Below are 12,182 nucleotides of genomic sequence, written 5' to 3' on the forward strand. Positions count from 1 at the left end.
TTAACTCCTAGTGCTGTTCAGACTTAACTTTGATTAAATGGTCGATATCAACGAAGTCATTTTCAACCAAAATCTTTGCGTCCAACTGTGGCACATGACATTGAGTACAGAAGTAACGACGAGGCGAAAGATCGGCCAAGAAGTTATTTTCTCTATCCATATAATGGGTCACACTGACCATAGGTGCTTGTGAGTCACCAGTACGCTTACGAGCGTGACAAGACATACACTTATTAACTTTTAAATCAACCTGATAGCCATCAATTTTGTGTGGAATAATCGGTGGCTGCATTGGGTAATTACGTACCTCTTTGATGTCAGTATTCATTACCTTTTGCATCACAGGCGGCGTCGGCTCCACGTTAAGTGGCGCTTCCCTTAACGTCGCGATCTTCACATCTGACACAGGCTCGGCTTGGGCGGTTAATGTAGTAACTAGGCTTAGACCTAACACAGCAGCCAGTGAAACGAGTTTAGCGATATTCATAGTCATTCCCCTTATGCCTTAACCACTTTGATGGCGCACTTCTTAAAGTCAGTTTGCTTTGACAATGGATCAGTTGCATCCAGTGTCACTTTGTTAATTAACTGACTCGCGTCAAACCAAGGCACAAAGACTAGACCCACCGGTGGTTTATTACGACCACGGGTTTCTACACGGGTTTTAATTTCACCACGGCGAGAAATCACTTTCACTTCATCACCACGGCGTAAGCCACGCTTCTTGGCATCTTCTGGGTGCATAAAACACACCGCATCTGGGAAGGCCTTATAAAGCTCTGGCACACGTTGAGTCATTGAACCTGAATGCCAATGCTCAAGGACGCGGCCCGTTGATAGCCACATATCGTATTCTTCATCTGGCGACTCAGGTGGTGCTTCATAAGGCAAGGCAAAGATAATTGCACGGCCATCTGGCTTACCGTAAAACTCGAAACCTTTACCTGGTTTCACATACGGGTCAGCACCTTCACGGTAACGCCACTTGGTTTCTTTACCGTCTACGACAGGCCAGCGCAGACCGTGCACTTCATGATAGGTATCAAACGGCGCTAAATCATGCGCTTTACCTCGACCAAATGCCGCATACTCTTCAAATAAGCCCTTCTGAATATAGAAGCCATAATGGTTGGCCTCGTCATTCATGTATTGCTCATCCATGTCAGATAATGGGAATTGATTAACGTTGCCATTTTCATACAGCACTTCAAACAAGGTCTTACCCTTATACTGTGGGTTAGCCGCAAGCACTTCTTTTGGCCAAACCTCATCGGTGGTGAAACGCTTAGAGAATTCCATCAACTGCCATAAGTCAGATTTTGACTCACCTGGCGCTTTGACCATCTGGTGCCAGAACTGAGTACGTCGCTCAGCATTACCGTAAGCGCCCTCTTTTTCTACCCACATTGCTGTTGGCAGAATCAAGTCAGCGGCTTGAGTGGTCACTGTTGGGTAAGCATCTGACACCACAATGAAGTTATCGGGGTTACGGTAACCTGGTAATCCTTCTTCGTTCATGTTTGGCGCAGCTTGCATGTTGTTATTCACCTGCACCCAATAGGCGTTAATATCACCATCTTTCAAACGACGGTTTTGTTCAACAGCATGGTAACCAGGCTTTGGCGGGATCACACCTGCAGGAATCTTCCAGATTTTCTCAGCTTTAGCACGATGCTTCGGATTAGCCACCACCATATCTGCCGGTAGTCGGTGTGCAAAAGTCCCTACCTCACGTGCCGTACCACATGCTGATGGCTGACCCGTTAGCGAGAATGGACTGTTACCCGGTGTTGAAATCTTACCAGTTAGTAGATGGATGTTATAAATCAGGTTGTTACACCACACACCACGGGTATGCTGGTTAACCCCCATGGTCCAGAAAGAAGTCACTTTTGTTTCTGGGTTAGCATAGGTTTCAGCCAGAGCAATTAGCTTATCTTCTGGCACACCTGAAAGCTTACTGACCGATTCAACATCATAATCAGCCACAAACTTCTTAAACTCTTCAAACTCCATCGGATAAGACTTGCCGGCAGTATCGACGTGTTTGGCTTTCTTTTGCAATGGATGGCTTGGACGCAAACCATAACCGATATCGGTCTCACCACGGCGGAAATTGACATGCTTGTTAACGAAATCCCAATTCACTTTGTCATTGGCAATAATGTAATTGGCGATGAAGTTTAGAATGGCTAAATCGGTATTTGGCGTGAAAATCATGCCCGAATCAGCAAGGTCAAATGAGCGATGTTCGAAGGTCGATAATACGTTAACGCGAACATGCGGTGCACTAAGACGACGGTCAGTAACACGGGTCCACAGAATTGGATGCATCTCGGCCATGTTTGAGCCCCAAAGCACAAATGCATCAGCGGCTTCCATATCGTCATAACAACCCATTGGCTCATCAATACCAAAGGTACGCATAAAGCCACCCACGGCGGACGCCATACAGTGACGTGCGTTAGGGTCAATGTTGTTTGAACCAAAACCAGCTTTCATTAATTTTGATGCAGCGTAACCTTCCCACACGGTCCATTGCCCTGAACCAAACATACCGATAGCGGTAGGCCCTTTCGCCTTAATGGTTTTTTTCCATTTTTCAGCCATGGTATCAAAAGCTTGATCCCAGCTAATGGGGGTGAATTCACCGTGCTTGTCATATTTACCATTGGTCATACGCAGCATAGGTGTTTGCAGACGGTCTTTACCGTACATAATTTTTGAAAGGAAGTAGCCCTTAATACAGTTAAGACCTTTGTTAACTTCACTTTCAGCATCGCCGTGAGTTGCGACCACTTTGCCATCACGGGTGGCCACAATGACTGAACAACCAGTACCACAGAATCGACAAGGCGCTTTGTTCCACTCAAGTTTTGTTTCTTCAGAGCTTGTGATTAGATTGCTTGCTGTCGCTGGAAGCGCTAGGCCAGCAACCGATGCTGCTGTCATCGCAGCATTGGCTTTCATAAACTCACGTCTGTTCATCTTCATATTTCACCCTCTTCAAGCACTTCACTTTGGTGGTAAACCATGGCTGCTGAAAGCACACCCGGCAGACGATTAATGGTTTCAATTCCATCCATTAACTCTTTTTGGCTGCTTCCCTCTAACACCACCACCAATTTGACTTCGTTATTCACTGATAAGTCTGCTTTTTCCATTTTCATGATTGCCTGTCGCACTTGAGCCATCTGCTCAGGCTGGACTTGCACCACTAGACTGGTTACGTGAAGTTCATTGCTCATTATTTATTTACTCTAATTATTAGTTATTTATCTGTATTATCCGGCACCTGGTGGTCCAGTTAAGATTTGGCTAAACCAAATAGCAAACCCTAAACCTGATACCAAAAGTGCCGACAGCAATGGCGCAAGAAAAACCGTTAAAAATATGAAAATTTTTAACTCCAGACTTTTCTCTTCGTTTGATGTTGAACTCATGCATCCTCCAGCGAGTCGAGCAATAGTTTCAATGTGTTGTGATAAATCCCGTGAGAACCTCAGCTAAGAAATGCGCACTAAATTAGCCAAGGCTTATCCTTTGACAATATGATATCAACGGACTGTTAACATTATGTATACCCCAAAATCGGTAATCCTAATATTCGGTTGATCCAGATCATGCTTTTTCAACGATTTATATCTAGATCACCCATATAAACCATAATAGACGATTAAGAACTAAACAAGATTAATAATTTAGCTATTCATGATTAACTAAATTACTGTCAAATATAGGTGGATTTTTGAACAACAGACAAGCAGGGATGGGTAAAATATACCGTTAGAGGTAGAGGGCAAAATTTGCATACCTCCTAAAAAGAGGTATGCAAATAACATCATCAATCCATTTAGGCTTCTTGCATACGATTAATAATGCGTTTTTCTGAGATAGGATAAGCAGTCCCTAGTACTTGGGCAAAGCAAGATACCCGATACTCTTCTATCATCCAGCGCGCATCTAACAGTGCCGTTGGAATCGTCGCAGTTCGAGGTATTTTAGCTAACTGATTATCCAGCAAAGTTTGCACGTTATTGATGCTGTGCATGTGCAACCTATCGCGATTAGGATCGATAGGTAATTTATCTAAACGGGTGTCAATCGCCGTTAGATAACGTTTAAGATCATCCAGTCGTTGCCAGCCACAGGCTTCAACGAAGCCTTTAAATACCAAGTTATCTAATTGCGTTTGAATATCGCTCATGGCAAAAGCGATATCTAAACTGATCTTACCCTTAAGGCGCTTTTTCACCTTTTGGTATAAGGTCAATATAGCTTCAACTTTAAGCGCTATGTTTGCAGCTGTCGGGTTCAACTCCTGACGCACCCAGTCTTTAGCTTCAATAAACTGCGCTTCGTTTCTCACATCCAACTGTTTCTCATCAAGTAGCTGTTGCACCGCTGCGGACAGAATATCATCGATAAGTACGTTGATTTGTCCAAACGGGTTAAAGTACATCGCCAACTTTGCTTTGTTGGGCAACGATTGCTGCAAATGCTTCACTGGCGAGGGAATATTAATCAGTAATAATCGTTGTAATCCGGCACGGTGCACCCGTTTTGCTTCATTTTGATCATCAAACAGCTTAATCGCCACGCTGGTTTTATTGTCCACCAAGGCAGGGAATGCTTTGACTTCAAATTGGCCTTTACGTTGCTCATATTGGCTTGGTAAATCGCCAAAACTCCATTCGGTAATTTGCTCTTGCTCAATACCGGTCTTGGCAACATTACGAATCGCTTGGGTCACTTGGCCTTGTAGGGTATCTTTCAAGTAATCAAGATCTCGCGATTGCCCAAGTAGCTTGCCTTTGTCGTTCTCAACTTTAAAATTAATCTTTAAATGTTGTGTCAGTTGGCTGGTATCAAAATCTTCACTACTGATCCGCACTCCACTCATGCGTAATAGCTGCTTACACATCGCATCAAGCATCGGCACACTTTGATCGTTCATCGCTTGTAAACAGGCTTTAGCGTAATCTGGCGCTGGGACAAAGTTACGTCGTAACGTTTTCGGCAATGATTTAATTAACGCGATGCATTTTTCTTCCCGTAGCCCCGGCACTAACCAATCGAAACCTTGATTATCAACCTGATTTAACAAAGCGACCGGTAAATGCACCGACACCCCGTCATCATCACTGCCCGGCTCAAAATGATAGCTTACCGGCAACACCAAATTTCCTTGGTGCCAATTATCAGGAAAATCCAACGCCGAGATGTGCTCATCCCCGCGCTGCATCAAGGTCTCGCGATCAAAATCTAATAAGTTGGGTTGCTTGCGTTTGGTCTTTTTCCACCAACTCATCAACTTGGGCGCGTTATAAATCCCCTCGGGAATGCGTGGTTCATAAAAATCCACCAGCGCTTGTTCATCAACCAGAATATCGCGGCGGCGGGATTTGTGCTCTAGCGCTTCAATATCTTCAACCAGTTTTCGATTGTTTACAAAAAAGGCTTCATTGGTGCGTAATTCACCCACAGCGAGTGCGCTGCGAATAAAGATACTACGCGCTTCTTGCGCATCAATAGGGCCATATTGCACTCGGCGACGATTCACCACAGTAAGGCCATAAAGCACTTGATTTTCCAACGCCACAACACTGCCCTGTTTTGCTTCAAAATGAGGCTCAGCGTAGCTGCGTTTCACCAAGTGTTGTGCCATGGGCTCAATCCATTCAGGCTGGATTTTGGCACAATAGCGCGCAAACAAGCGTGAGGTTTCGGTTAGCTCCGCCGCCATGATCCACTTAGGGCCTTTTTTAGCTAACGGTGAGCCTGGAAACACGTAAAAACGGCGGTTTCTTGCACCTAAATACTCATTGTCTTTATCTTTAAAACCAATATGGCTTAACAATCCAGTTAACAATGACTTATGTAACAATTCATAGTCAGCGGGTTCACTGTTAAGCTTCCATTTTAGATCGTGCACTGCTTGCTTGAGCTGCATATATAAATCTTGCCACTCTCTTACTCGTAAATAAGCAAGGAACTCTTTTTTACACAACTTTCTAAACTGGCTGGCACTATGCTGCTTTTGACTGGCTTTGATGTGCTCCCACAAGTTAACCCACGACAAAAAGTCAGAGTGCTTATCGACAAAGCGCTTATGGGCTTCATCACTGGCCTGCTTCTTGTCCATCGGACGTTCGCGGGGATCTTGAATAGATAAACCAGCCACAATAACTAGCACTTCATGCAAGCAGCCATATTCGTGGGCTTGAATCACCATTCGCGCCAATCGCGGATCCACTGGGATACTGGCGAGCTGTCGCCCCATAGGAGTTAGCTGCAAGCGGCCCTTATTTTTTTGTACCGATTGCAGCTCTTCGAGCAGTAAAAAACCATCTTTGATATAACGCTGATCGGGTGGCTGGATAAACGGAAACGCAGCAATATCACCCAGCCCAATCGATAACATCTGCAAAATGACTGAGGCTAAGTTTGTACGCAGGATCTCAGGATCGGTAAATTCTGGACGGCTATTAAAATCATCTTCTGCGTACAGGCGAATACAGATCCCCGGACCCACACGGCCACAACGTCCTTGACGCTGATTAGCACTGGCCTGAGAAACTGGCTCTATCGGCAAGCGTTGCACCTTAGTGCGGTAACTATATCGGCTGATCCTAGCGGTACCGGGATCAATCACATAGCGAATGCCGGGCACGGTTAATGAGGTTTCTGCAACGTTAGTTGCCAACACAATCCGCCGACCACGATGGGATTTAAATACCTTAGACTGCTCACCATAAGACAGGCGCGCATACAAAGGTAATACCTCGGTATCACGATATTGTTGTCTATTGAGTTGCTCGGCCACATCACGAATTTCCCGCTCACCATTCATGAAAATAAGAATGTCGCCTGGGCCTTCCGCCATCAGCTCTTCAACCGCGGCAAAGATACCTTCGGTTAGATCTAGGTCTTCATCTTCTTCGCGCATTAATGGGCGATAGCGGGTTTCAACCGGATAGGTACGGCCACTGACCTCGATGACCGGTGCATCATTAAAATGCTTCGAGAAACGGGCTAAATCGATGGTCGCAGAGGTAATAATGACTTTTAAATCAGGTCGTTTTTTCAGTACATTTTTTAAATAACCCAATATGAAATCGATGTTTAGGCTACGCTCGTGGGCCTCATCGATAATAATGGTGTCATATTGGTCGAGAAATTTATCTGAGGTCAGCTCTGCCAACAGGATCCCGTCAGTCATCAACTTGATGTATGACTCAGGTTTGATGGCATCGGCGAAACGAACTTTAAAGCCCACCGCCTCACCCAGTGGTGAATTAAGCTCTTCGGCCACCCGTGTTGCCACACTTCTCGCGGCAAGTCGTCTTGGTTGTGTATGACCAATCAGTCCACGTGTACCTAAGCCCAACTCTAAACAGATCTTAGGTAACTGAGTGGTTTTACCTGAGCCGGTTTCACCAGCCACAATCACGACCTGATTGGCGGCAATTGCTGCAGCGATTTCGTCACGCTTTTGTGAAATAGGTAATGCTTCAGGATAGCTAATTTGAGGACGGTTTTGATGCCGCAACGCAACCTTTTGTTTCGATTGCACGGCTTGCTCTGCCAGCTTTGCTAATGCCGCTGTTTTTTCTTCACTATCAGGCTGTTTATTTAGTCGATATAAACGCCTGCGAATTCTAGAGGCATCGGCTTGAAAACATTGGTGTAAGAAAGCTCTAGAGAGGGGATGCTGTTGCGAACTCAAATCCATTTCCCAGGTAATAAAACGAAAACGCCGATCCTACCAAGGAACAGCGTTTTTTGATACGACAAATTGAGCAAATGCCAGCCAAACTGTATAGCGCCAGCGACATACAACACCGCTTACCTCATCGCTAGGCTAGTGTCGAAACTAGACTGGCGCTAAATAGCACTCTTGCATCGAGACATTAATGGCTTGCAGCACTGCAGTGCGGTCGATAGTGCCCACCACTTTTTGACCGTCTAATACCGGATAAATCTTCGGCTTGTTCTGCAACATCTGCTCAGCTAATTGCAGCACACTTTCATCGACGGTCACCGTCAGTACTTCGGTTTTCATACAATCACTGACGGTTGCCACTAAATCACAGTGGTAACTACTTTTTAGCATTACGGCTAAGCAATCTTGCTGAGATAAAAAGCCAACTAATGCCCCGCTGCTATCAATCACTGGTGCACCGAGTTTTTTGTTTTGCAGCAACTTATCTACCGCTGTCGCTAGGCTCATATTCGCTTCAAGTAACACTGGATGACGATCCATATGTTCAACTACTTTAATCGATTCCATGGCAAACCCTCCCCAATAACCTTCTATAAAGGTTTAATTTTTTAACCTCTGTTATTTGAGTGTAAACCAAGTTTTAACATTTGCTACAGAGTTTATCCGATTACTTTAATCGTCTAAGCCAGTTAGCCCCTCGCATTAACGTGATCTGGCGCAACATTTTTGTGGCATTTGCGACATTTTGTCTCAGTTGGCTCAAAAAATATGATCTAGCTCATGTTGATAGTGGTTAGATTCCGTACGAAATAACAAGCGCTGTAAAGCTTGATATACGTCAATAATCTCGCAGAAGTTGGAGCTTAAACTTTAAAACGTGGAGCAGTAAAACAAATTCTGAACAATAAAATAACAAAGGCTTAACCATGGACACACATGCAGCCCTATACCAACAGGGACAAGCACGCCTGGCGAAACTGCGTAGCTTGAAACCACGTCATGTTGATTCGCTTAAAGATAAAATGGAACAACATGGCATTTCACGTCGTGACTTTATGAAATGGAGCGCCGCCGTCACATCGATGCTTGCGCTCCCCCTCCCTTTTAGCACCTTAGTTGCCGAAGCTGCTGAGCTAGCCGACCGAGTTCCGCTCATCTGGCTACATATGGCTGAGTGTACTGGGTGTTCTGAATCATTAGTACGGGCGGATACGCCTAATCTAGACACACTGATCTTTGATCATGTGTCGCTGGAATACCACGAAACCTTGATGGCCGCTTCCGGTTGGCAGGCAGAAGAAAACCTTGAGCACGCACTAGAAGCTTACAAAGGTAATTATTTGCTTGCGGTAGAAGGTGCGATTCCAACCGCAAACAACGGCGCCTTTTTAACCGTGGGCTGTAAAGGCCACACCGGACTTGAAATCGTCAAGCACGCCGCTGATGGTGCTGCTGCAATTATTTCCGTTGGTACTTGCGCCTCTTTTGGTGGTGTACAAGCTGCAGCACCTAACCCAACCGAGGCCAAAGGCGTTGCTGAAGTCGTCAACAAAACCGTGATTAACCTTGGTGGCTGCCCTCCAAGCGAGAAAAATATCGTCGGTACCCTGATGTACTACATTATGTTTGGCAAATTACCTGCCCTTGATATGTTCAATCGTCCTAAGTGGGCTTATGGCGCACGAGTTCATGACAACTGTGAACGTCGTGGTCGCTTTGATGCGGGCGAATTTGTCGAAACCTTTGGCGACCATGGCGCCAAAGAAGGCTATTGCCTTTATAAAGTGGGCTGTAAAGGCCCTTATACCTACAACAATTGTCCAACCGAACGCTTTAATCACCACACCAGTTGGCCAGTATTAGCCGGTCACGGCTGTATGGGCTGCTCTGAGCCTAACTTCTGGGATGATATGGCTGACTTTGAAAAACCTTTGGGCAGACAGCTGCTTCATGGACTTGATGCCACGGCAGACACCATAGGTGCTGTCATTTTAGGGGCTACCGCCATTGGTATTGGTGCCCATGCTGTCGCTAGCGTATTTGCTAAATCAGAGGAGAACTAAGTCAATGAGCAAACGTGTCGTAATCGATCCTATCACCCGAATTGAAGGCCATTTGCGTGTTGAAGTCGAAGTTGATGATAACAATGTTATTCAAAAAGCTTGGTCCTCTTCAACGCTTTGGCGTGGTATCGAGGTGATCCTAAAAGGCAGAACGCCCATGGATGTTGGCCTTATCGTGCAACGTATTTGTGGTGTTTGTACTTATTCCCATTACCGTTGTGGTACAGAGGCGGTGGAAAATGCCCTAGGTATAGATATTCCACTTAATGCCAAATACCTCAGATCGCTGATGCAAACTTCGCTGTACATGCATGACCATATTGTGCATTTCTATCATCTACATGGCCTAGATTGGGTAGATGTAGTATCAGCATTAAGTGCTGACCCAGCAGCGGCCGCACAAGTTGCTATGCGTTATAGCGATACCCCTATCGCCGCTGGCGAAGGTGAACTTAGAGCCGTACAAGAGCGCGTTAAAGGCTTTGTTGAAACCGGTAAATTAGGCCCATTTGCCAATGCATATTGGGGCAACGGTACCTACAAATTCACACCAGAGCAAAACTTAATCGCTTTATCGCACTACCTTAAAGCCCTTGAAGTACAACGTGTTGCAGCGGAAATGTTAGCCATTTTTGGTGGCAAACAACCCCATCCACAATCGCTCGTTGTTGGCGGGGTGACATCAGTACGTGACATGTTAAGTCCGGCTAGGTTGCAAGAGTGGAAACAAAAACACGCTATCGTCACCGACTTTATTCACCGAGCGTACAAAGCCGACATTATTATGGCTGCTGAAGCCTATGGCAATGAGCCTAGTGTCTTAGGCGGTGTCAACGTTAAAAACTTCCTAGCGACCAATGATTTCGTGCTAGCTGACGGTCAGTACATGTTTGACCAAGGTGTGATTATGGATGGCGATCTTAGCAAGGTGGCTGATCTTAATCCGGAGTTTATCAAAGAAGATGTCAGCCATGCATGGTATGACGCCGAAGGCCCACAACACCCCTATGATGGTACAACAGTACCTAACTACACCGGCTTTGTTGAGCGCGATACAGTGTACGGCAAATTACCAACCTTAGACGGTGATGGTAAGTACTCATGGGTGAAATCCCCGCGTTATAACGGTGAACCCGTTGAAGTGGGCCCGCTGTCTAGTCTGCTTGTTAGCTACGCAAGAGGTAACAAGGTGGTGGTTGACGCGGTTAACGAGCTATTATCAGTCACTGGCTTACCTGTCGCAGCCCTATTCACAACCTTAGGCAGAACCGCTGCGCGGATGTTGCAAACTGTGATTGTGGCAGAAGAAGGACTAAAAACCTTTGACGCCTTGATTGCTAACATCCAAGTCGATGACAGCACTTATATCACGCCCAATTTAGATCCTGACCGCGAATACGTAGGCCACGCGATGATTGAAGCACCGCGAGGCATGCTAAGCCATTGGATCCGTATCAAAAACGGTAAAGTAGAGAACTACCAAGCCGTGGTACCAACCACTTGGAACGCCGGTCCAGTAGACAATGCTGGCAAGGTCGGGCCCTATGAAGCCTCATTAGTGGGTTTGAAGCTCGAAGATCCCACTAAACCGCTTGAAGTCATTCGTATCATTCACTCATTTGATCCTTGTATGGCCTGCTCGGTACATGTGATGGATTACAAAGGAGCGTCTTTGAGTGAATTTAAGATTGACCCTAACGGCAACAGTTAAGGAGTAACTCATGGATACTCAACATGTACCCTATGAGAGAGCCTTTATTTTCAGTGCTGCGATCCGGATTTTCCATTGGCTAAGGGCACTGGCCATATTGGTATTAGTGGTGACTGGCTTCTACATTGCTTGGCCGTTTTTAGTGGCACCTAGCAATTCAGATGTGCTGGTCCAGGGTTGGATTCGCTTTGCTCATCAAGTATTTGGTTTCTTGCTCTGCGCCATTACTTTAGCCAGAGCTTACCTGTTCTTTTTTAGCAAAAGCGACATTGAACGCCGCTCTTTTCAAGATGTCACCAACATAAATAGCTGGATCACTCAGCTTAAGTCTTACATGTGGATGGGACATTTAGACAAAAAAGGCGTCTATGGACCACTGCAGTTCGTGACTTACTTTGCGATTTCAGTCATTGCTGCACTAATCTGCATTACAGGCTTAGTGCTTTATGCCAATGTATATCACGAAGGTCTTGGCGGCATGCTGTGGAACAGCGCGGCATGGATAACCGCACAAATGGGTGGCTTGGCGCAAGTTAGACTTTGGCACCACTACTTTACTTGGGTGTTTATCATTTTCGTGGTTATCCACGTGTATATGGCGGTTTGGACGGGTATTCGCTTCAAGCACAATTCGGTTGATTCGATTGTGTCTGGCTACGATTACCACCCAAAAAAGCACTAA

Annotated in this window: 9 protein-coding genes; 3 read left to right on the forward strand and 6 right to left on the reverse strand. The window is 45.6% G+C overall.

Annotation, left to right across the window (positions count from 1 at the left end; translation table 11 throughout):
* Positions 1–7 precede the first annotated feature (7 nt).
* The 6 genes from ACHUFW_RS07785 to ACHUFW_RS07810 form a co-directional block, all read right to left on the reverse strand.
* On the reverse strand, positions 8–487 hold the full coding sequence (locus tag ACHUFW_RS07785; RefSeq protein ID WP_394201979.1) for a nitrate reductase cytochrome c-type subunit: 480 nt from the start codon (positions 485–487) through the stop codon (positions 8–10).
* An 11-nt stretch (positions 488–498) separates the two neighbouring features.
* A complete protein-coding gene (gene napA / locus ACHUFW_RS07790; RefSeq protein WP_394202261.1) occupies positions 499–2,988 on the reverse strand; it encodes a nitrate reductase catalytic subunit NapA in 2,490 nt (829 codons plus the stop codon).
* Between the two features lie 2 nt (positions 2,989–2,990).
* Positions 2,991–3,248: a chaperone NapD gene (locus ACHUFW_RS07795; protein ID WP_394201980.1), complete on the reverse strand. Its 258-nt coding sequence runs from the start codon at positions 3,246–3,248 to the stop codon at positions 2,991–2,993.
* Positions 3,249–3,284: 36 nt separating this feature from the next.
* Positions 3,285–3,443 (reverse strand): periplasmic nitrate reductase, NapE protein, encoded by a 159-nt coding sequence (locus ACHUFW_RS07800; RefSeq protein WP_394201982.1) that lies wholly within the window; start codon positions 3,441–3,443, stop codon positions 3,285–3,287.
* Positions 3,444–3,853: 410 nt separating this feature from the next.
* Positions 3,854–7,735, reverse strand: a complete 3,882-nt coding sequence (gene hrpA, locus ACHUFW_RS07805; RefSeq protein ID WP_394201984.1) for an ATP-dependent RNA helicase HrpA — start codon at positions 7,733–7,735, stop codon at positions 3,854–3,856.
* 141 nt (positions 7,736–7,876) lie between these two features.
* A complete protein-coding gene (locus ACHUFW_RS07810; protein ID WP_394201986.1) occupies positions 7,877–8,293 on the reverse strand; it encodes a CBS domain-containing protein in 417 nt (138 codons plus the stop codon).
* Positions 8,294–8,652: 359 nt separating this feature from the next.
* On the opposite strand from ACHUFW_RS07810, the gene hyaA reads away from it, so the two are divergent.
* Genes hyaA through cybH form a run of 3 tightly spaced genes read left to right on the forward strand, consistent with a single transcriptional unit; the run spans position 8,653 to position 12,182 of the window.
* Entirely contained in the window at positions 8,653–9,789 is a 1,137-nt protein-coding gene (gene hyaA / locus ACHUFW_RS07815; RefSeq protein WP_394201988.1) for a nickel-dependent hydrogenase small subunit, read from the forward strand.
* A 4-nt stretch (positions 9,790–9,793) separates the two neighbouring features.
* Positions 9,794–11,500, forward strand: a complete 1,707-nt coding sequence (gene hyaB / locus ACHUFW_RS07820) for a nickel-dependent hydrogenase large subunit (RefSeq protein ID WP_394201989.1) — start codon at positions 9,794–9,796, stop codon at positions 11,498–11,500.
* A gap of 10 nt (positions 11,501–11,510) precedes the next feature.
* Complete coding sequence (gene cybH / locus ACHUFW_RS07825) at positions 11,511–12,182, forward strand: Ni/Fe-hydrogenase, b-type cytochrome subunit (RefSeq protein ID WP_394201991.1); 672 nt, start codon at positions 11,511–11,513, stop codon at positions 12,180–12,182.

This window comes from Shewanella waksmanii (assembly GCF_043643685.1).
Classification (GTDB): Bacteria; Pseudomonadota; Gammaproteobacteria; order Enterobacterales; family Shewanellaceae; genus Shewanella; species Shewanella waksmanii_A.

Excerpts from the sequence above, each read along its gene's own strand:
- hyaA (WP_394201988.1), top strand. The coding sequence starts at position 8,653 with ATGGACACACATGCAGCCCTATACCAACAGGGACAAGCACGCCTGGCG.
- ACHUFW_RS07795 (WP_394201980.1), bottom strand. The coding sequence starts at position 3,248 with ATGAGCAATGAACTTCACGTAACCAGTCTAGTGGTGCAAGTCCAGCCT.
- ACHUFW_RS07785 (WP_394201979.1), bottom strand. The coding sequence starts at position 487 with ATGAATATCGCTAAACTCGTTTCACTGGCTGCTGTGTTAGGTCTAAGC.
- hrpA (WP_394201984.1), bottom strand. The coding sequence starts at position 7,735 with ATGGATTTGAGTTCGCAACAGCATCCCCTCTCTAGAGCTTTCTTACAC.
- napA (WP_394202261.1), bottom strand. The coding sequence starts at position 2,988 with ATGAACAGACGTGAGTTTATGAAAGCCAATGCTGCGATGACAGCAGCA.
- ACHUFW_RS07800 (WP_394201982.1), bottom strand. The coding sequence starts at position 3,443 with ATGAGTTCAACATCAAACGAAGAGAAAAGTCTGGAGTTAAAAATTTTC.
- cybH (WP_394201991.1), top strand. The coding sequence starts at position 11,511 with ATGGATACTCAACATGTACCCTATGAGAGAGCCTTTATTTTCAGTGCT.
- hyaB (WP_394201989.1), top strand. The coding sequence starts at position 9,794 with ATGAGCAAACGTGTCGTAATCGATCCTATCACCCGAATTGAAGGCCAT.
- ACHUFW_RS07810 (WP_394201986.1), bottom strand. The coding sequence starts at position 8,293 with ATGGAATCGATTAAAGTAGTTGAACATATGGATCGTCATCCAGTGTTA.